The organism is Paenibacillus shunpengii (genome assembly GCF_042684905.1).
Lineage (GTDB): Bacteria > Bacillota > Bacilli > Paenibacillales > Paenibacillaceae > Paenibacillus > Paenibacillus shunpengii.
The window spans coordinates 3,007,337-3,027,107 of record NZ_JBHUMJ010000002.1; the positions used below are offsets into that span (position 1 = coordinate 3,007,337).

A 19,771-nucleotide genomic window follows, 5' to 3' on the forward strand; every position below is an offset into this window, starting at 1 on the left:
CAATTGCGACCACTTCAGGGTATATTTTGTGTGCTTTATTCTGTGATCGGAAGCTGAAATCCTTCCTCTAACTCGGTTCCATCACTGAAACGATAGAAACGATAGTAGTACCGGTCCTTCTCTTTATAAAATAACTGCCAGACGTAAGTCTCATCATAAACTGCCGGCTGCAGTCTGACGATTTCAATGCCAGGCAGCTGTGAGCTGATCTTGGACCGCATTTCTTCCTCCGACGTTCCTTCTTCAATCTTCTCACTGTGCACACTATTTTCATCTGTCTTTGGCTTCTTGTCAGTACCGTATTGTACCCACACCATAACAGGCTCATTGTCGGCATTTACACCTTCAATTGTCCAATATATGGCATCCTCAGACCAGACCGATTTTTGTGTCTTTGTTACCGTAACCAGTTCTTCTTTTTCCTTTGCAATAGCGATTGCAGCTTCTTCCTCTGCCCATGTATCCTTCATTACATATTCATAAAATAAATAAATACCTAAGAGCACGAGTAAGAAAGCCACAATGCTGATGAGTATCCACTTTCTTTTTTTTCTCAAGGCTGAACTCCCTTCTTGCCCCCAGCATCAATCAGCGGGACGTCAGTCCTTCGAAAGCAGCTTGTGCTTCGCGTTTAATCCGTTCTTCATCCATCGTGAGCATCTCACCGTTCTTAACTAACTGCTTGCCATCCACCCAGACATGCTGAACGTCCTTGCTGCTTGCAGAATAGATGACATGTGATATCAAATCGGTGTAGGGCAGGAAATGAGCCTGATCCAGGTCAATGGCAACAAAATCAGCTTTTTTGCCTGGTGCCAGCACTCCCGTATCCTTGATGTAGATGGACTTCGCTCCATATTCAGTTCCCATACGCAGTGCTTCTGTGGCAGGTACGGCGGTTGGATCACCGCTGACTCCTTTGTGAATCAGAGCAGCTAGGCGCATCTCTTCAAACATATCCAAATTATTGTTGCTTGCTGCACCATCTGTAGCAAGCGATACAACAACCCCTGCTTTTAACAGCTCAGGTACTCGCGCAACACCGCTCGCCAGCTTCAGGTTGCTTCCAGGATTATGAGCAACAGCCACATTGTATTTGGCGAGCACCTCTATTTCTTCATCCGTTAAATGTACAGCATGTGCCACGAGAGAAGGTCTAGAGAAGAAGCCAAGCTTCTCCAGATGTGCTACTGGACGCAGCCCATACTCTTTTACATTCTGTTCTACTTCAGCGGCCGTTTCGGACATATGTGTATGCAGGGGTAAATTCAGCTCATGTGCCGCTTCTACAAATTTCTCAATAAACTCTGGTCCGCAAGTATATGGTGAATGTGGGGACAGCATCGTCGTGATACGTCCGTCTGCCTGATTATGCCATTCCCGGGCAAAGGTCGTTGCTTCCTTCAGCTTAAATGCACGCAGCTCATCTGAACCGAAGCCAATCGCTCCCCGCATCAGACTTGCGCGAATGCCCGACTCCTGTGCCACTTTCGCCACCTGATTCATCTGATCATACATATCAAGGAAGGCGGTAGTTCCACCTCTCAGCATTTCCAGAACAGATAGCGAGGTCCCCCAGTAGACATCCTCAGCTGTGAACTTTTCCTCCATCGGCCACATTTTTTCTTGAAGCCAGACCTGAAGAGCAAGATCATCGCCATAGCCGCGTAGAAGTGACATCGCTGCATGACCATGTGTATTGATAAGGCCAGGAATAAACAGCTGGTGCTTGCCGTCATGAACCGGAAGACCTTCTGTCCCTTCAGGTAGATCTTCACCTATATATGAGATGCGGTCATCCTCAATCAGCATATAACCGCTGACGATTCGCCATTCAGGATCACTTACTGCAAATTTGCCGTTCTTGATGAGCCACTTATTTGACATCCTCTTCCTCCTCTTTCCCTGCTTCGTTCTCTAGATAATAAGCCAGACTAAGCAGATCTGTAGTGAAGTCCGCTGTATGAATCCGGATATGAGCAGGAGCCTTGATAATAATCGGGGCAAAATTAAGGATCGCTTCAACTCCCGCCTCCACCAGATAATCCGCCACACGCTGAGCTTCCGAATCCGGAACCGTTATAATGCCGATTCTAATGTTCAGATCCTTTACTGTTTTCACCAGCTCTTCCATAGGCTGAACCGTGAGCGTATTGATATTGGAGCCAATCTTCGAGGGCTGGGAATCAAATACGGCGACAATCTTCATATTGTCTTTTACATATCGATTATAGTTCGACAAGGCATGTCCGAGATTACCAGCACCGACAAGTGCCACATTAATCTGTTGATCCAGCTTCAAGATTTGTCTGATTTTATCGATGAGATAAGCTACATCATAGCCGATGCCTTTGCGTCCAAAATCCCCGAAATAAGCGAGATCCTTACGGATTTGCGCTGGATTCAAATCCAGTCTGAGACCAAGCTCCTGTGAAGATACAGTGGTCACTTCTCTTTTGTACAGCTCTTGTAAATAACGCAGATATACTGGCAGTCTTCTTACGACAGCCTCTGAAATTTTGTCCGACTTCAATTACAATTCCCCCTCACAACTGCAAGCAGTGTCCGTGCTTTCTATTACTTCTCTTCATTCGTTACATGTTCCTCTAGCCACTCGCTGATACGCGGAACCATCTTGTCCGTTGTCATATGCTCCATTTTAGGACCTGGCAGGGAATATAAAAAGTACTTGCCATAATACGATTCAATGACTCTTGTATCATACACGATAACGATGCCTCGGTCCTTAGCGGTTCGCACCAGTCTTCCGAAACCTTGTTTAAACCGAATAACCGCCTGAGGTACCGAGAGCTTCATAAACGGATTTTTCTTCTCCTGCTGCAGCAGTTCGCTCTTGGCTTCTACAACAGGATGGTTAGGAGGCTGGAAAGGCAGCCGTACAATAGCCAAACAGGATAAAGCTTCTCCTGGAATATCGACACCTTCCCAGAAGCTGCTCGTTCCAAGCAATACAGAAGCTTTGGCCTCCTGGAATCTTCTCGTCAGCTTGGTCCGGCTCCCACTGTCTACCCCTTGTCCAAACACGGAAATATCACTTGAGGCGAGAGCTTCCTTCAGCGGCTCATGTACTTGTCTCAACATCTTGTAAGAGGTAAACAGGACAAGCATTCTGCCCTTCGTTGCCTGTGCGGCCTCTGACAAAGATTTGACGAGCATACTGACAAAATGATCATCACCCACACTGCCCTTCACACTTGGAAAATCACGCGGAACCACAAGAAGAGCTTGTTCCCGGTAATTAAACGGAGACGGCAGCTGTGATGTGAGCAATCTCTGCTGCTCCTGTGCTTCGGTCAGTCCAAGCTGATCGATCATAAACTGGAACGATTTATCTACCGATAAAGTAGCCGAGGTTAAAATAACGCTTCGCTTCTTATCAAAGAACATTTCCTTCAGCTGAGGACTTACATCTACAGGAACTGCATACAGCTGAAGCGACTTGCTCTTGAATTGTCCGCTGGCCTCCAGCCAATATACGGTCCCTGCATCATCAAGGCGCATGAAATGTCTTAATTGATCTTTGAAGCCAGCCAGATCCTTAACGAGCCCGGTAACGTCTGTAATAAGGCTGTCGGCCGTATAATCGTCGAGATCTTCTCTTACTTCACTAAGAACCTTATCTGCCTTACGAACCAATTCTGAAACCGTCACATAGAACTGATTCTCAACTGCTGCAAGCTTATCCCACTTCTTCGGTTTGTTCTGCGGCTTCAGTCTTAATGTGAACTGTCCTGCTTCTCCAGGGGCTGCATCACTTCGTTCTGGCAGTAAGCTGAACAGCATTTCACTGAGCTGATCCCAAGTTTCCTTCGCTTCTAGAGCGGATGGGAACAGCTGATCAATAGCAGAGGTCCACTCCACCATCTGCTCATGGCTGGACTGCGCTATTTTTTGACGCAGAGCAGGGAATTGTCCGTTCCGACTATCTTTAAATAATCGGGTAAGCGCATGAACCACCGTAAAATATTTCATATGCATTCCAAGATGCTTACCGGCGACCTCCTCGAATTGATGCGCCTCATCTATGACGAGATGCTCATAAGCAGGAAGCAATTGGTGACTAGCCTTAACGTCCGTAAACAGCTTGGAATGATTGGTAATCACTACATCAGCAATGCCGGCCTCATGTCTTGCACGATGGTAAAAGCATTTCTTAAACCAAGGGCAGCTTCGGCCCAGGCAGGAATCCGAATCGCTTTGTACCGTTTCCCAAAAATCACCGCCGCGATAACTTAGATTGAGCTCCTCATCATCACCGGTTTCGGTTTGAGTCAGCCATACCAGCATCTGTGCAGCAGTAAATACGTCCTCCTTCGGGGTTACAAACTCCTTGTTGTTCAGCTTCTGTTCAAATTTACGCAGACACAGGTAATGCCCTCTTCCTTTGAACACAGCAGCTTTGAACGGAAAAGGAACCACCTCCGTGAGTAGCGGAATATCCCGCTCACGAAGCTGCTCCTGAAGATTGATCGTATGTGTGCTTACCGTTACCTTCGTCTCCTGTCTGACACTATGATAAATCGAAGGCAGCAAATAACCCAGTGACTTCCCCGTGCCTGTCCCGGCTTCAATGAGTAAATGCTTGTCCTCATCCATCGCCTTCGTCACTTCTGTGAACATCATATTCTGGGATTCGCGTTCCTCATAATGAGGCAGTGTTTGCTTCAGGCGCAGCTGAACCTCATCCATATATTCTTGAAAAGTTAATTTTTCTAATGGATTGGGTTCATGTTCATCCCTGGGCGGAGCGATCTGTGACCAATCGTCAATCTTAAGCGCGAGCTGTCTATAATAGGTCTGATTATCCAGATCGTGAATAGGCTCCATTTCTTTCTCTGAAAGAATCCCATCAAAAAACCAGCCCAAATCACTATCTTCCGCAGCAAACAAATCGGTAAGCCGCTGTAAAGTGATCAATGGCAGGCTCTTAAGCTCCTCAAGACTCTTTAAGAAAATGTGTGCTGTTGCCAGAGCATCACTATCTGCCTGATGTGGACGGTCATGGGTGAATCCAAATTCGCCTGCTACGTAACCCAGCTGATAGGAGGATAAGGACGGAAAGCAAATTTTCAGGAAATCCATAGTGTCCAAAATGCGGCCTGTAAATGGCAAGTACCCGCATCGGTCAAGCGCATTTTGTAAAAAATGAAAATCAAAGCTCACATTATGCCCTACGAGTACGACATCATCCAGCAATGGAACGAGCTCCATCATCATTTCCTCAAGCTCCGGAGCATCCTTCACATCATTGTCCGTAATTCCCGTTAACCCCGTAATAAATGGAGGAATGGGAACGCCGGGATTCACATAGGAGCTGAAAGTGTCTTTAATTGTATAATCATGATCTATGATGGCAAGTCCAACCTGGATAATTTCACCAAGGGACTGAGTACCTGTTGTTTCAAAATCAAGCACAGCAAATTTCATGATGAGTAAACGTTCCCTTCTACAGTCTCTTTAGTAGCATAGCAAAAAAAAAGACTTTTGAACATGAAACAGACAAAAAGGCGATGTCTTGTCAGGACATCGCCTTTTGCGATTGCGCTGTTTCAATAGGTGCTTAGGAGAGGGAGAGCAGCTGTGTTCCATACTGGAGTACGGCATTTTTGGAACGGCATGCTTCCAGATTGTAGAGCGGCTCCGGCAGGGATGGATCATGTTCTAATGCAAGTGCAAAGCAGGACTGGGCCTGCTTGAGCTCCATTTGCTTCGCATGAATACAACCTAGTGCATTGTATGCCATGGCTTTCATTCTGGGCTGATCACAGCTAAGAATGATCCGATTCAGCTCCGCAGATGCGGTATGCATTTGTTCCAGGTGAAGGTAGCACATCGCGAGGTACAGCCTCGATAACAGGCTATCGGGATATACTTCCACCACTTTGCCAAACTCCTCGGCAGCATGCTGATACATGAGCAGCTTGAAATAACCAAGTCCTTTAACAAAGGTATGAAGCTCCAGCTCCGGAATCGATGTAAAAGGATCTGTCCCTCGGAAAATTCCACTTTCGCGAATCTTGGCCATTTTCTCTTCAAATGACATCCATTCGTCGATAATGCCGTCGCTCATTTTCTTAAGCAGGTTCCATCGCTGCAGCATTTCCTGTTTCTTCTCGACGGGTGCGGCGGTGTAGTAATTGGCAATCTCATCAAGCGATTGATTCATTTCCGCAAATAGATGTTGAAACATGGCATGCATCCCACCCTTAGCAAAATGGATTAGTGCAGTAACCTAATCACATTTTTTGCTCTTTGGGCACTTTTCATTCTTCATTCCATGGATTACAAAATGGTCGCATGAACTTCTTCATGCATGGTTTGAACCGGCTTATTCCCCCCGTCCACAAATACAACGGTCGGCTTATGTTGAACTGCTTCTTCATTGGACATCATTGCATAAGCAATAATAATAACTGTATCTCCAGGCTGAACCAACCGTGCAGCAGCACCATTAAGGCAAATTGTACCTGTTCCGCGCGGCCCAGGAATGACATAAGTCTCCAGTCTTGCTCCATTGTTGTTATTGACAATTTGAACCTTTTCATTTTCCAGAATATCTGCAGCTTCCATCAAGTTACGATCAATGGTAATACTGCCTACATAATTTAAGTTTGCTTCCGTTACCGTTGCACGGTGAATTTTAGATTTCATCAATGTTCTAAACACGGGAGAGCACCTCTGCTTTCTGCAGCCGATGATTGTCGATCAGCCTTGTTTTTCCGAATTTAACAGCCAGAGCAATAATTACATCATCCGGCTCTGTAATCTGCACACGATCTTCAATCGGCTCAAGTCCTGGGAAGGTTAAAATATCCACATAATCAATAACAGCCGTTTCGGACGTGTTGATCTCATCTATAATAAGCTTGCGAATTTGACCCACAGTCGCATCTTCCTGCTCCTCAGACTTCAATTGAGCCATTCTTAGTGAGCGGGACAAGACAAGTGCTTCATTGCGCTCCTTAGCGTTCAGATACACGTTACGTGAACTGAGTGCAAGCCCATCTGCTTCGCGAACAATCGGGCAAGGCACAATATTGATCGGCATATTAAGGTCTGATACCATCTGCGATAGAACAGCTACTTGCTGCGCATCCTTCATCCCAAAATAAGCGTTGTTAGGCTGTACAATGTTGAACAGCTTCGCGACCACGGTCGTTACACCATCGAAGTGACCAGGGCGTGATGCGCCGCACAGGCGGTCTGTAATATCAGCCACTCTAATCTTAGTCTTGGTAGGATGAGGATACATGACTTCTACAGTTGGAATAAATACGATGTCTATTCCTTCTTTGTTAGCAATCCCCAAATCCCGCTGCTCATCCCGTGGATACGTTTCAAAGTCTTCATTCGGACCAAACTGAATAGGATTCACGAAGATGCTCAGAACAACGATATCATTATTCTTTCGAGCTTCGCGCATCAAGCTTGCATGTCCTTCATGCAGGAATCCCATCGTTGGGACGAGTCCAACTGCCGGTTCTTTTCCGCAAACATTCTTTTTCATGGAGGCTATATGTGCCCGCAGCTCTTCAATATTCCGAACTGTTATCATGATCTGTTCTCCACCTTTGCTTTACTGCTTCCATATAAGGATTCAACTACACCATCTTCAGCAGTGAACACATGCTCCTCAGCAGGAAAGGATTTATTTTTGACATCCTGTACATAATTTCCGATACTGTCACGAATAATGGTTCCTACATCTGCATAAGTCTTCACAAATCTTTTAGGCATATATGGAGATGCATATTGCAGAACATCGTGGAAGACGAGCACTTGACCATCCGTACCACGCCCAGCACCAATTCCGATTGTTGGAATCGACAGCTCATTGGAAATTGCCTCGGCAACTGCCTCGGTAACCAGCTCCAGTACGATGGCAAATGCACCGGCTTCTTCAAGTGCCTTCGCATCCTCAAGCAGTCGTTTGGCGTCCGCAGCGTCCTTCCCCTGCACCCTGAAACCACCGATTTGATTCACAGATTGAGGTGTAAGTCCGATGTGTCCCAGCACGGGCACGCCTGCCTTCACAACAGCTCTAACCGTGTCTGCTATTTCAGCCCCGCCCTCAAGCTTCACCGCATGGGCGTGGCCTTCCTGCATAATGCGGCGCACACCCTTCAGGGTCTCATCTATTCCGCCGTGATACGTCATAAAGGGCATATCCGTTACGATAAATGTACTCTGTGCACCTCTAGCAACGGCACGGGAGTGGTATACCATATCATCAATCGTAACCGGGATGGTGGAATTATATCCGAGCACTGCATTTCCAAGAGAATCCCCTACCAGGATCATATCTACACCAGCTTCTTCAGCCAGCACAGCAGAAGGATAATCATATGCAGTGAGCATCGTAATGGGCTCTTTATTTTCTTTCATTTTTTTCATTTTCACAATATTAAGCGGTTTTTTGGTTGCTGCCATACAAGTGGCTCCCTTCTTTTCTGAAATACCGTAGATTTTTGATGCCATGTCTAAAGCTGTGTCCTACGGATGTGCTTCAGCCGATCTAACGGGGATGGCGCCCAATCCAGACGCACAAAAAACCTTTTAGTATCAAACTAAAAAGGTCCCATAAGTCAAAAAAGAGTCACTCGCGATCGTCCCTTCTGTCTCGGTCCTCTTCGGCTCAGAGCAGAATCCAACAACTTGGCATACGATTCAATTGTATTGAAACTCATGATAACTGACTGATGAGTGCAGTTCGATACATAATCAATACCGCCTCACCAAGAAAGTATACCAAAAATAAAGTAATTGTCTACTTATAAAAAGTTAAAAAATTGGTTCTCTCTAATTAAATAACCCAAATCGTGCATCAGCCAATCCATTACAAAAAAGGACACAGCAGCAAGCTAAACGCTTACTGCTGCTATATAATTTCAACCTCACCGGAATACACCACTCTCTCCTCACCACTGGGTGCAGCAATAACTAGCCCCCCGCTCGGATCAAGTCGTTTCGCGACTCCTTGTATGGTCTCCGTCAAAGTCTCAGTCCGTACCGCTTGACCGATCGATACAGAATGCTCTTCCCATTCCACTTGAATAGGGGTGAACCCTTCACTGGTATAACGATTATAGAGAAGCTCCATTTCGTTCAGGATTTCTGCTATGAGGAGCGCTCGGTCTATAGTATGTCCTGTTTCCAGCTTGAGCGACGTGGCAATCTCCGTTAATTCCTCTGGATAATCCTCAGCGGATAGATTGACATCGATTCCGATTCCCGCAATACAGTATTTTACTTTATTATCTTCCGTTGCCGATTCCAGAAGAATCCCGCATACCTTCTTCCCATGAATCAATATATCGTTAGGCCACTTGATCGCTGCTTCTGCGCCTGTCACGCTGCGAATCGCTTTGCAGACAGCAACTCCCGTCAGAAGCGTAAGCTGAGGCATATATCGGATAGGAAGCTCCGGCCGAAGCACCAGACTCATCCAGATGCCTTTACCTGCTGGAGAGAACCACTTTCTGCCAAGCCTTCCTCTTCCCGAGCTCTGCTGCTCAGCAATGAACAGTGCTCCTTCCTCTGTACCGCTCTCCGCTTGGGTCATGGCATCCACTTGAGTAGAGGTCGTGGTTTCCATAATCTGGATCTTCCTGCCCAATACTTTGGTGTTTAACTTCGCTTCAATATCAGTCACTTTATAAAAATCGGGGATAAATGTCATTCGATATCCCTTCCGCGATACCGCCTCAAATTCATAGCCCATGTCTCTCAATTGATTGATTTGTTTCCAGACTGCTGTTCTGCTGATGTTGAGTCTTCTGCTAATCTCCTCACCTGAAATAAAGGTTTGGGATGATTGCAAAAACAAATCAAGCAGCAATTTATTTTTCATCAGATGTCACCTTCTTCGCTGCCTCAAGCAATATGTCATGTTTGTTGACGAGTTGTCCTGTTACCACCTGCTGCAGCAGCCAATTCATCGTTTCACCGAGCCAAGGACCACCCTTACGGCCAGTGACACGAAGCAGATCAGAACCTGACAGCTCAAGCTCCTTCAAGCTGTAAATTCCCATCTCCTCGATCCATTCCGCTGCATGCTCCACCAGTTCCTTCAGCAGCAGATACTCCTCCCCGGTCATATCATAGAATGACTGAGGAAGCAGAGTATGAATGACATGCCAGTCTTCACTTGCCAAAACACCGTAGCGAAGAACGGATTGTTTCCATTCTTCTTGTAAATGTCTTCTATACTGTCCCACCTGAACATCCTTCACAATCTTTGAAATAGAGTTCAGAACAGCTTCATGAAGTTCAAGAAGTTTTGTCATTCTATCCTTTACTTTACCCGAATAGGTCCACGCTCTAAGCTTTTGATCTGCATCAGAGGAATTTGCACCCAGCAGCAACAACAGAAGTCCCAATCTGAATTCTGTAGCCTGTGGCAGCTTATCTAACAAGCTGAGAGCCGTACGATCCAGCCCGGATAATTCGACTGGCACCTTTACATAATGGAGCAGCTCGCTATCCATAAGTAAACAGACTCCTCTTGCAGGATATGGTCCTGCCAGCATTTTGTCCATTTCGGTCCGTACTCGTTCCATTGCGATGTGAGGGAGCTTGTCTCGTTCCGCTAGAATTCCATCCCAGGTTAAGGAGTCGATGTCGAAATCAAAAATGGATGCAAAACGAACGCCTCTTAGCATCCGAAGGGCGTCTTCTCTAAATCGTTCTTCTGCAAGGCCGACAGAGCGAACAATCCGCTGTTCAATATCAGTCACTCCATTAAAGGGATCGATGAGCTGTCCTACATAATCTCGTGCAATGGCATTCATGGTGAAGTCTCTACGCTTAAGATCCTCTTCCACCTGGTCTACAAATTGAACCTCGGATGGCCTGCGGTAATCTTCATAACCGCTCTCCGTACGAAAAGTCGTCACCTCAAAATGATAACCGTTCATTCGAACGGTTACTGTTCCATGCTGCAGCCCTGTCGGTATGGAGCCCTCAAATAATGCCATCACCTCTTCAGGCTTGGCCGAAGTCGTTATATCCATATCCGTTACGGGCCTATTCATTATCTCATCTCGAACACAACCACCTACGAAAAAGGCCTGATGGCCATGATCATTAAGCCTTTTAAGCACCTCTTCGCCCTGAATTGCCATGGCAGGATCGACATGCTTCCAATTGTTCATTTCCTAAACTCCTTTATAAATCTCCGATCAATGCTCCAGCCCAACCCCAACATTTTGCTGAGTAAGTACGCGGCTATATACTTGCTCATACTGAGCTGTAATTTTATCGATATCAAAATGATCACTCGATCTGTCAAGACAAGCCTGCTTGTAGCTCTTCATCATTTCTTCATTACGCAGCAGCATTAATGCATATTCTGCCATTTGCTTCGTATCTCCAATACCGGCAAGCAGACCTGTACTTCCATGCGTAACAAGCTCCGGAATTCCTCCAGCCGTTGAGCCGATTGTAGGAACTCCACAGGCCATGGCTTCCAAGGCTACAAGGCCAAAGCTCTCTTTTTCCGAGGGAAGGAGCAGCAGATCGGCCATGGAGATAACCTGTGCGACATCGTCTTGTTTGCCTAACAAGTGTACTCGATCTGTCAATCCCATTTCCTGTATTTTACACTGAATCTTGGGCAGATCAGGACCTTCACCGACGAGTATGAGCTTTGTCGGGAGCTCTCTGTTCACCCGGGCAAAGATATCGACGACATCCAGCGTTCGTTTAACGGGACGGAAGTTCGAGATATGCATCAGCACCTTCTCATCCTTGGAAGCGTACTCTGCCCGAAGTGATGCGCTGTTACGTGGATAATAAATTTTGTTATCTATAAAATTGTAGGTCAGATCAATCTTCTGTTTAACATCCAGCAGCTCATGTGTCTCACGGATGAGATCCTGCGATACCGCTGTCACTGCATCGCTCTTATTAATAGCAAGCTCAATCAAGTCCTTCAGTGACTCATCCTGAGCCAGCACCGTAATATCTGTACCATGCAGTGTTGTAACTACCTTCAGATCATCAGGCAGCATTTGCTTTGCCAGGTAGGCACACACGGCATGAGGAACTGCATAGTGAACATGAAGCAAATCCAGCTGTTGTGTCTTGGCAACCTGCGCCATTTTGGTCGCTAGTGATAAATCATAGGGTGGATATCGAAACACATAATAATCATTCACTTCCACCTCATGGTAAAAGATATTACGATGAAATTTGCCTAGTCTGAAAGGGATACTGTTCGCAATAAAATGAACTTGGTGCCCTTTTTCGGCGAGTCGCTTTCCAAGCTCCGTTGCCACGACTCCAGAACCGCCCAGTGACGGATAACAGGTAATCCCGATTTTTAAATGTTTGCCCGCTTGATTCAAAGGGAAGGGCCTCCTTTATAATGATGTCGATAAACCATGCTGATCATATATTAAATCGAGCGTTGTATGGACCTATACTTCCATATCGGATCCTGGCTTATATTTATGTACAAGCTCGCGCCAGCCAAAATCACCACGTTCCAAAGCCTTAACAAGGATTTCAGCCGTTGCTACATTGGTAGCCAGTGGTATTCCCTGCACATCACACAGTCTCAGCAGCGCATTGATATCCGGTTCATGCGGCTGTGCCATAAGCGGATCACGAAGGAAGATAATTAAATCCATTTCGTTCTTAGCCACAAGCGCTCCAATCTGCTGATCGCCGCCTAAAGGTCCGGACATAAACCGATGAATCTTAAGGTTCGTTCCTTCCATGATACGTTGACCGGTCGTTCCTGTAGAAAACAAGTTATTGCCTTCAAATGCTTTTTCATAAGCCGTTACAAAGTTAACCATTTCATCTTTTTTACGATCATGAGCAATAAAAGCGATATTAAGCATATATGTTCTCTCCCTTTTGATATCTGTATAAGCAGTTTAATTTGATTGATCACTTGAGTTGAAGCACTGATGGTATGATGAACAATTCCGTTTAGTCAATAAAATGATCAAAACCGTAAATCATGCCGGAGTACTCCATCACCTTCTGAATACCGATCTTAACACCAGGCATATATCCAGCCCGTTCATAAGAATCATGTCTAATCTTCAAGGTTTGTCCAAAATCACCAAAAATGACTTCCTGCTGTGCAAATACACCGGGCAGCCTCACACTATGTATGCGGAATCCGTTGTAATACCCGCCTCGTGACCCTTCAATCGTCTCCTCTTCATTCGGGTTACCTTGACGAAGTTCCTCTCGGTTCTGCGCAATCATCTCGGCAGTTTTGATCGCCGTTCCTGATGGTGCATCCAGCTTCTGATCGCCATGATACTCAATAATTTCGAGATTAGGCATATATTTAGCAGCCTGCGCTGCAAATTTCATCATTAGAATAGCCCCGATTGAGAAGTTGGGTGCAATCAGCCCTCCAATGCCTTTATCTTGACATTGCTTGTCCAAATCTTGAATTTGTTCTGGGGTAAATCCAGTTGTCCCCATAACAGGTCTTACACCGTATGAAATAGCGAGGGAGGTATGCTCATAAGCATATTGGGGTGTAGTAAAATCAACCATAACATCCGCATTAGATTCTCTCAGCGCATCCTCCAGCTGATCCGTAACCAGGACACCGCAAGGCTCTAGACCAACCAGCCTGCCAGCATCCTCGCCTGCTCCGGAACGATTAACGGCTGCAGCCAGTTCAAGTTCCTCATCCTGCAGAACTAGCTTGACGACTTCACGTCCCATGCGCCCTCCCGCGCCTACAACAACAACCTTCAACTTCTCTGCCACTTTAGAAACACTCCTTATATTCTAGCTTGATGAATTATTCTTATTTAGACTTCATTCGCTTGTGGAAATCCTGCAATAACTGTGTTAATTGATCATTCTGCGGCTCCAGCGATATCGCTTCTTTGAGCACCGCGATAGCTAGGATGTACTCATCCATTTCGGCATAGGCAATGGCTAGCCACACGTATGCATCCGTATATAGCGGATCGAGCTCGATCGACTTCTTCAGCTGTGCGAGTATATCCTCTCTGGCCTTAGACAAATCAGACGCGGAAGCTTCAATGAGCAGCCGTGCACCTGCAGTCAGCTTCTTCGCCTCAAGACTCCCTAGATGCATCATATATTCACCATGGTCTGGAGCAAGTTCTGCTGCTTTTTGAGCATGAAGCAAAGCTTGCTCCAGCTTCCCATTGCGTGCATAGGTAATGGAGCAGCGATAATGGATTTCGGCATTGTCTGGTTCCTTCTCAATGGCCGTCTCGAACCAATAAACCGCAAGCTCGTAATCACCATGCAAAATAGCTTTGTATGCTTCTTGGATATAAGGATAAGATTTCATGCTTGCTGTACCTCCCGGATATGGGTTAGTACAGCATATGTAAGGATGGATTATTCGGTGTCCTTTTTGGTCCAGCGATTCGCATCCCTCGTATTAAATTTATGCATCACTTTGTTGTGAGCCTCCGTCAGATCAATGCCGAGTGAGTTCGCAAAACAAAGGGTAATAAATAAAATGTCCCCAAGTTCAAGCTCAATGGAGTTGTCAGCCTCCGTAGATTTCTTGGGCTTCTCCCCGTATTCGTGATTGACCTCACGGGCAAGCTCGCCTACTTCCTCTGTCATTCTCGCAAGCATCGTCATCGGGCTGAAGTACCCTTCCTTGAACTGTGAAATGTAACGGTCCACTTCCCGTTGAATTTCAGCAAGACTTTTCTCCATACCAGTTGTAGCTCCTTACCGATAAATTTGCTTTATTCCAATGTTAACGTATTGAGATAGTGAAAACAAATCATTTTTTTAATCTGGGGAGGAAACAGGCATACTACGTTTGTACACCCCTCAGACTACTTTAACGAGTAAAATCACGGGTTATAAAATGCATGTAAAAGAACAATCAGCTCAGTGAGGTATATTGATGATAAAAAATAAATGGATTGCCCAATTAAAAATCATCCTTCCTATTATGCTCGGCACCGCCGTTTTTGCTTTTGGTCTGCTGTACTTCATCATTCCGAATCAGCTGATGGAAGGTGGAGTAACCGGAATCACCGTTCTGCTTAATTATGCGTTTGGTATCTCTCCCTCCTTATCGACCTTAGTCATCAATATCCCGCTGTTCATCCTGGGATGGAAGGTACTCGGTGGAAGACAAATTCTTTACACTGGCATCGGTATTGCTCTGCTCACTGTCTTTCTTGGCCTGTTTGAGAGACTGATTGAAGCAGGCTATATTGTACCGTTTAAGACAGAACATGATTTTTTGCTCGCTGCTCTATACGCAGGGGTAACGATTGGGACAGGACTTGGCATCGTCTTTCGCGCCGGAGGCACAACAGGCGGTTCCGATATCATCGCAAGAATCTTATCCCGCAGATCAGGAATCAGTATCGGTAAAGTGATGCTCGGCATTGATATTATCATTATTGGATCTTCCCTTTTTTTCATTCCTCTGGATAAGGTCTTATATACACTCGTGTCCGTCTTTATCAGCTCTAAGGTAATTGATTTTATTCAGGAAGGCGCCTACTCCCTTAAATCCTTTACTATAATAAGTGATCATGCGGAGCAGATTGCAGAGAAAATTACGGCTGAAATGGATAGAGGGGTCACATTAGTGCCGGCTGTCGGGGCTTATTCGAAACAAGCAAAGCATGTTGCCTATTGTGTGGTTGCAAGACAGGAGATTAGACAGCTGCAGGAGATCATTAAATTGGCAGATGCCAAAGCGTTTGTGATTATCTCGGAGGTGCAGGATGTATATGGCGAGGGTTTTAAAGAGGAATAGCCCGGATCACCGGGCTTTTTTTCGATACGGAATGACATGAGACTAACATCGATTACCAATAATTATCGTTGATTCACAATCTTCAATAACCTATCTTCTTGTAAATGGAGCCGTTTCTGTGCCTTGAAATTTACGATACCCTACATAAGCCAATACTGCCATAATGGTGGAGCCTATGAACAGCTCGGCAGCCCAAGGCTCAGGACCACTCGCAAACGGAGTGAAGGCCGTTTCATCCTTTTCCTTGCCAAACAGGGCATTTACAAATTCATCTCCTTGCTGCAAGGCTTCACCCACCGCTTCATAGTTCGGCTCTGAACGCATCGTCAGCCCCTTTAAATAGGACATCCACGAATCAAAACGTTCAATTTCATAAGGCTGCTTCTTGATGATTGCCGCAGGACGAATGGTTTCATAATGCTGCTCAAACTCTCCATATGTAACCATGAGTGAATCCGCTCGATGATTCAGCGCCCCTTCTTGAACAGCGGCAATATCCTCTTTCAATATTTTATAATATTGCAGCCACAGCGGCTTCTCGGGATGAGCAAGACTATCCACAGCCAGCCTTAATTTCGCAGAAGCATGCTGCAGAGAATCGGCAGCTGCATCCGTACTTGCGGATGCCTCCTTGACTTCAACGATGGTTTCGGTCAGTGCATGCATCCCTTCTACACTCGTTACCCCATCATAGGACATCTGCCCAACCTGAGTAGTTATTAACTGAACATCCTCCCGAACACCGACAAGATTGTTCTCGAGGGATTTCCGGTACAATGAAGTTGCTGTATCGTTCAGCTGCTTCATAAGCTCTGAATCAGCTTGTGTCTCCTGAACACTTGCAGCAGACACATTGGAAACAATCGCACCACTGAGCAGCGTACAGCAGAGCACAGCTGTAATTACACAGGAAGATCGTTTGATAAGCGAAAACATGGACATCCCCTCCTACCTTATCGTATGAGGGGATGTGAGAGCCTAGTACTATAATCGTTTGGTTTGTCTGAGCGCGATGAAGCCGGTAAGGATGGAGGCCAGTGAGAGCACTACTGTGAAATTTCGTACACGGTTTATGTAGACGTCAACAGCATCCGGAAGACCTGGATAGATGCCTTTCGTGTAATCTAGCGTATCATTGAGTAACGTCCATACACCAGCAAACACAAGACTGCCCAGTCTAAATCCGAAGAATCGAGCATACAGTAACACCTCGACAGCCATCGCCAGGTGAGAGGCAATCAGCATAAAATCCGACCAGATCATGTCTACTCCAAGAGACCAGCCTGCAACAATCATTACAACTGCCCATATACCGTATTTTAATGAAGTGACAAAAGCCAAAGCTTGAATCACATGTCCTGTTTTCTTCAACCAAGACGATGATGCAGGATACATTAAGAACAGAAGTGATATGGTAAAAAACAGACTTGCTGTCGGGCTGTCAGGAACAAATACAATGAGCCATACAGGATAATTGTCCAGCGTGGACTCCAGCTGCCCTCCATACCATATATAACCATAGACCGTTCCCAGTAGGTTACACAAAAATAATAACCAGAGAAAACCGCGATGCATGAGAAAGGCCCGGCTCCATAAAAAAGAAATCGAAAACACCTGTATCCCCCTCTGACAAAATTGCAATATGAAGTAGAGTATGTACATTATGTCTACATTCTGAAAAAAAACCTGACTGCGGCTGCAGTCAGGCTTTCAGCTATAACCTTTATTTTACTGTCCTGCTTTCTGAAGTGCAAGCCACTCTGCCAAGGTGTTAATATCTTCATCCGTGAGACCTTGGGCAATATTATTATCATATTGAGCCGGCATTCCACCTACACCTTCTTTGATGATCGTGAGAATTTCTTCCTGGCTGTGCTTATCACCGGTGCCTAGCAGCGCCGGAGCACCCTGCCCTTTCAAGTCCACGGCATGACAGCTTACACAGGTCGCTTTCTTATAAATCTCAGCTCCCGCAGCATCGGGCTCGACAATCGCGATCTCATCCTCCTGCTGAGACGGAGCAAATGATGTGGACTCGCCTGCCGCGTGCCTCTCCTCTGCTTCCTTCTCCCGCTGAATATGCTCCGGCTCCTGTCCCGTAGCTTCAAGCTCATGCTTGTAGTGTGTCCAGGCAACATTCGTTAAGTAGATAACCGAAACTATCGACAACAGCATGAGCGAGGAGGCAATCGGTCTTCTATAGAAGCGGCGTTCCTTACCCGTGTCAAGAAAAGGAGCCAGGAGCAGTGCACCGAACGCGACCCCAGAAACACCGAGTGTACCGAGTACGACATAATCTCCTGATGCGTATGGATATTTCAAGTATTGATATAAGAATAAGAAGTACCAGTCCGGCATCGGTATGACGTTAGCACTTGGATCAGCTGGATATCCGAGTGGAGCAGGCTCCGAAATGGTCAGTACTAAAAAACCAACCAGAACGACGACACCTACCATCCATTCTTTCAATAAGAAATTAGGAATGAATGCTTCGGATTTACCCGGATATGACGTATAGTCAGGCGGAGTAATAAAGCCCTCTCCCTTGCGAACCCGAGAATCACCAACAAATACAACCTTCTCATCTGATTTCTTCCCGTGTGCCATAGGCTTATCCTCCCTTCGATTATAGTGGTCCGGAGATACCTTGTCTGCGAATCATGATAAAATGCCCAACAAGCAGAATGAGCAGAACAGCCGGAAGGAAGAATACATGCAGAGCAAAGAATCTAGTTAAAGTTTCCGCTCCAACAATGGACCCGCCTTGTAAAAGTTCCTTGATAACCGGGCCAAGTACAGGCACCGTGTTTGCAATTTCAAGTGTAACCTTAGTCGCAAAATACGCTTTGTTGTCCCAGGGCAGCAGATATCCTGTTAATCCCAAGCCAAGCATGACAAAGAAGATCAGCATCCCGACTACCCAGTTCATTTCGCGAGGCGCTTTGTACGAACCAGTAAAGAACACCCGCATCGTATGTAGAAACATCATAACTATAACCAAACTAGCTCCCCAGTGGTGCATGCCCCGTACAATTTGACCGAATGCAACCTGGGTCTGTAAGAACTCTACGCTCGCATAAGCGTTAATGATATCCGGTACATAATACATCGTGAGGAACATGCCGGATAGAATCTGTATTACCGTAATGAAAAACGTAAGTCCGCCGAAACAGTAAACAAAAGCCGAGAAGTGATGAGCGGGATTCACGTGTTCAGGTACTTCATGGTCAGCAACGTCACGCCAAATCGGGGTAATGTCCAGACGTTCGTCGACCCAGTTGTAAATATTCTTAAACATCTACTCACGCCCTCCCTATTGGACTCTAGTATTTGGAACAATGCTTCCGAGATACACCCAGCCTTCCTCTTCCTTAACGGTGTATTCATCAAGCGGCGCTGAAGCAACCTCCAGCTGCTTGCCTTCCTTCGTATAATGCGCACCATGACATGGGCAGAAATATTCGTCTGGGAATGTCGGGTTATTATTGTATCGCACGGTACAACCCAGATGCTTGCAGATCGGCGATAAGGCGTAAATGACTCCATCCTCACCCCTCCTGATCCAGGCAACCAAGGACGAATTGCTTAGATACCAGCCATCTTGCTGCTTAAGCTCAAAAGTCACTTCCTGAGGCTCATCCGTGACCTTGCTCACTTCAATGACTTTTACAAAATCGCCTTCGTCATCCTTCTGCAGTATCGGGTCTACAGCAAAACGGATCATCGGCAGAGCTGCACCCGCAGCCATATAAGCCGTCGCACCGCCCAAAGTGTAAGTTAGAAACTGTCTGCGTGACATCTCTTTACGACCGGGTGGTTTTGGCAGTTGGTGCTCTTTGTCTTTATGATTGCTCATCCTCTTCCAACCCCCTTTTTCATCCAATTATTTCATTGTTCTTTTAAAATATTCCACAAATTACTAGGACATACATAATCATATATTAGCCTCCATTGACCGTCAAGAATTTGTCACACATTTTAAAATAAAGAATGGAAGCGTTA

General features: G+C 45.9%; 21 protein-coding genes. 1 reads left to right on the forward strand and 20 read right to left on the reverse strand.

Features of this window, described 5'->3' with window-relative positions:
• Positions 1-35: 35 nt before the first annotated feature.
• The 15 genes from ACFSVM_RS13970 to ACFSVM_RS14040 form a co-directional block, all read right to left on the reverse strand.
• The gene (locus ACFSVM_RS13970; RefSeq protein WP_076312857.1) at positions 36-557 is read right to left on the reverse strand and encodes a cell wall elongation regulator TseB-like domain-containing protein; all 522 of its coding nucleotides are present in this window, start codon (positions 555-557) and stop codon (positions 36-38) included.
• A 31-nt stretch (positions 558-588) separates the two neighbouring features.
• On the reverse strand, positions 589-1,887 hold the full coding sequence (locus ACFSVM_RS13975; RefSeq protein WP_090723993.1) for an amidohydrolase: 1,299 nt from the start codon (positions 1,885-1,887) through the stop codon (positions 589-591).
• Positions 1,877-2,533: a redox-sensing transcriptional repressor Rex gene (locus ACFSVM_RS13980; protein ID WP_090723991.1), complete on the reverse strand. Its 657-nt coding sequence runs from the start codon at positions 2,531-2,533 to the stop codon at positions 1,877-1,879. Before ACFSVM_RS13980 ends, ACFSVM_RS13975 begins: the two co-directional genes overlap by 11 nt.
• A gap of 44 nt (positions 2,534-2,577) precedes the next feature.
• Entirely contained in the window at positions 2,578-5,448 is a 2,871-nt protein-coding gene (gene dinG / locus ACFSVM_RS13985; RefSeq protein ID WP_076312860.1) for an ATP-dependent DNA helicase DinG, read from the reverse strand.
• 133 nt (positions 5,449-5,581) lie between these two features.
• The gene (locus ACFSVM_RS13990; protein WP_076312861.1) at positions 5,582-6,211 is read right to left on the reverse strand and encodes a hypothetical protein; all 630 of its coding nucleotides are present in this window, start codon (positions 6,209-6,211) and stop codon (positions 5,582-5,584) included.
• Positions 6,212-6,303: 92 nt separating this feature from the next.
• Positions 6,304-6,687: an aspartate 1-decarboxylase gene (panD, locus tag ACFSVM_RS13995; RefSeq protein WP_076312862.1), complete on the reverse strand. Its 384-nt coding sequence runs from the start codon at positions 6,685-6,687 to the stop codon at positions 6,304-6,306.
• Positions 6,680-7,576, reverse strand: coding sequence for a pantoate--beta-alanine ligase (panC, locus tag ACFSVM_RS14000; RefSeq protein WP_076312863.1), 897 nt, complete (start codon positions 7,574-7,576; stop codon positions 6,680-6,682). The genes panD and panC overlap by 8 nt, the downstream gene beginning before the upstream one ends.
• Entirely contained in the window at positions 7,573-8,451 is an 879-nt protein-coding gene (panB, locus tag ACFSVM_RS14005) for a 3-methyl-2-oxobutanoate hydroxymethyltransferase (protein ID WP_090723989.1), read from the reverse strand. Before panB ends, panC begins: the two co-directional genes overlap by 4 nt.
• A 448-nt stretch (positions 8,452-8,899) precedes the next feature.
• Positions 8,900-9,874, reverse strand: a complete 975-nt coding sequence (locus ACFSVM_RS14010; RefSeq protein WP_090723988.1) for a biotin--[acetyl-CoA-carboxylase] ligase — start codon at positions 9,872-9,874, stop codon at positions 8,900-8,902.
• Positions 9,861-11,174, reverse strand: a complete 1,314-nt coding sequence (locus ACFSVM_RS14015; RefSeq protein ID WP_076312866.1) for a CCA tRNA nucleotidyltransferase — start codon at positions 11,172-11,174, stop codon at positions 9,861-9,863. The genes ACFSVM_RS14010 and ACFSVM_RS14015 overlap by 14 nt, the downstream gene beginning before the upstream one ends.
• Before the next feature lie 27 nt (positions 11,175-11,201).
• On the reverse strand, positions 11,202-12,368 hold the full coding sequence (gene bshA / locus ACFSVM_RS14020) for an N-acetyl-alpha-D-glucosaminyl L-malate synthase BshA (protein WP_090723986.1): 1,167 nt from the start codon (positions 12,366-12,368) through the stop codon (positions 11,202-11,204).
• Positions 12,369-12,440: 72 nt separating this feature from the next.
• Positions 12,441-12,869 (reverse strand): methylglyoxal synthase, encoded by a 429-nt coding sequence (locus ACFSVM_RS14025; RefSeq protein ID WP_047911160.1) that lies wholly within the window; start codon positions 12,867-12,869, stop codon positions 12,441-12,443.
• A gap of 91 nt (positions 12,870-12,960) precedes the next feature.
• Entirely contained in the window at positions 12,961-13,764 is an 804-nt protein-coding gene (dapB, locus tag ACFSVM_RS14030) for a 4-hydroxy-tetrahydrodipicolinate reductase (protein ID WP_076312868.1), read from the reverse strand.
• Between the two features lie 40 nt (positions 13,765-13,804).
• Positions 13,805-14,323, reverse strand: a complete 519-nt coding sequence (locus ACFSVM_RS14035) for a tetratricopeptide repeat protein (protein ID WP_076312869.1) — start codon at positions 14,321-14,323, stop codon at positions 13,805-13,807.
• A gap of 50 nt (positions 14,324-14,373) precedes the next feature.
• Complete coding sequence (locus ACFSVM_RS14040; RefSeq protein ID WP_076312870.1) at positions 14,374-14,703, reverse strand: nucleotide pyrophosphohydrolase; 330 nt, start codon at positions 14,701-14,703, stop codon at positions 14,374-14,376.
• Between the two features lie 196 nt (positions 14,704-14,899).
• On the opposite strand from ACFSVM_RS14040, the gene ACFSVM_RS14045 reads away from it, so the two are divergent.
• Positions 14,900-15,769 (forward strand): YitT family protein, encoded by an 870-nt coding sequence (locus ACFSVM_RS14045; protein WP_076312871.1) that lies wholly within the window; start codon positions 14,900-14,902, stop codon positions 15,767-15,769.
• Between the two features lie 90 nt (positions 15,770-15,859).
• Here the strand turns inward: ACFSVM_RS14045 and ACFSVM_RS14050 are convergent, their stop codons facing one another.
• From ACFSVM_RS14050 to ACFSVM_RS14070, 5 genes are all read right to left on the reverse strand, one after another.
• On the reverse strand, positions 15,860-16,705 hold the full coding sequence (locus tag ACFSVM_RS14050; protein ID WP_177178679.1) for a sporulation protein YpjB: 846 nt from the start codon (positions 16,703-16,705) through the stop codon (positions 15,860-15,862).
• Positions 16,706-16,753: 48 nt separating this feature from the next.
• Entirely contained in the window at positions 16,754-17,344 is a 591-nt protein-coding gene (locus ACFSVM_RS14055) for a DUF1405 domain-containing protein (RefSeq protein WP_076313516.1), read from the reverse strand.
• 153 nt (positions 17,345-17,497) lie between these two features.
• A complete protein-coding gene (locus tag ACFSVM_RS14060; protein WP_090723982.1) occupies positions 17,498-18,376 on the reverse strand; it encodes a menaquinol-cytochrome c reductase cytochrome b/c subunit in 879 nt (292 codons plus the stop codon).
• Positions 18,377-18,395: 19 nt separating this feature from the next.
• Positions 18,396-19,067, reverse strand: a complete 672-nt coding sequence (gene qcrB / locus ACFSVM_RS14065) for a menaquinol-cytochrome c reductase cytochrome b subunit (protein ID WP_047911153.1) — start codon at positions 19,065-19,067, stop codon at positions 18,396-18,398.
• A gap of 15 nt (positions 19,068-19,082) precedes the next feature.
• On the reverse strand, positions 19,083-19,625 hold the full coding sequence (locus ACFSVM_RS14070) for a QcrA and Rieske domain-containing protein (protein WP_076312874.1): 543 nt from the start codon (positions 19,623-19,625) through the stop codon (positions 19,083-19,085).
• Positions 19,626-19,771 lie beyond the last annotated feature (146 nt).

Coding starts and splice junctions, on each gene's coding strand:
- ACFSVM_RS14070 (WP_076312874.1), bottom strand. CDS start 19,625: ATGAGCAATCATAAAGACAAAGAGCACCAACTGCCAAAACCACCCGGT.
- dinG (WP_076312860.1), bottom strand. CDS start 5,448: ATGAAATTTGCTGTGCTTGATTTTGAAACAACAGGTACTCAGTCCCTT.
- ACFSVM_RS14050 (WP_177178679.1), bottom strand. CDS start 16,705: ATGTTTTCGCTTATCAAACGATCTTCCTGTGTAATTACAGCTGTGCTC.
- qcrB (WP_047911153.1), bottom strand. CDS start 19,067: ATGTTTAAGAATATTTACAACTGGGTCGACGAACGTCTGGACATTACC.
- ACFSVM_RS14045 (WP_076312871.1), top strand. CDS start 14,900: ATGATAAAAAATAAATGGATTGCCCAATTAAAAATCATCCTTCCTATT.
- ACFSVM_RS13975 (WP_090723993.1), bottom strand. CDS start 1,887: ATGTCAAATAAGTGGCTCATCAAGAACGGCAAATTTGCAGTAAGTGAT.
- ACFSVM_RS14060 (WP_090723982.1), bottom strand. CDS start 18,376: ATGGCACACGGGAAGAAATCAGATGAGAAGGTTGTATTTGTTGGTGAT.
- ACFSVM_RS14025 (WP_047911160.1), bottom strand. CDS start 12,869: ATGCTTAATATCGCTTTTATTGCTCATGATCGTAAAAAAGATGAAATG.
- panC (WP_076312863.1), bottom strand. CDS start 7,576: ATGATAACAGTTCGGAATATTGAAGAGCTGCGGGCACATATAGCCTCC.
- panB (WP_090723989.1), bottom strand. CDS start 8,451: ATGGCAGCAACCAAAAAACCGCTTAATATTGTGAAAATGAAAAAAATG.
- ACFSVM_RS13990 (WP_076312861.1), bottom strand. CDS start 6,211: ATGTTTCAACATCTATTTGCGGAAATGAATCAATCGCTTGATGAGATT.
- ACFSVM_RS14015 (WP_076312866.1), bottom strand. CDS start 11,174: ATGAACAATTGGAAGCATGTCGATCCTGCCATGGCAATTCAGGGCGAA.
- ACFSVM_RS14040 (WP_076312870.1), bottom strand. CDS start 14,703: ATGGAGAAAAGTCTTGCTGAAATTCAACGGGAAGTGGACCGTTACATT.
- ACFSVM_RS14035 (WP_076312869.1), bottom strand. CDS start 14,323: ATGAAATCTTATCCTTATATCCAAGAAGCATACAAAGCTATTTTGCAT.
- ACFSVM_RS14055 (WP_076313516.1), bottom strand. CDS start 17,344: ATGCATCGCGGTTTTCTCTGGTTATTATTTTTGTGTAACCTACTGGGA.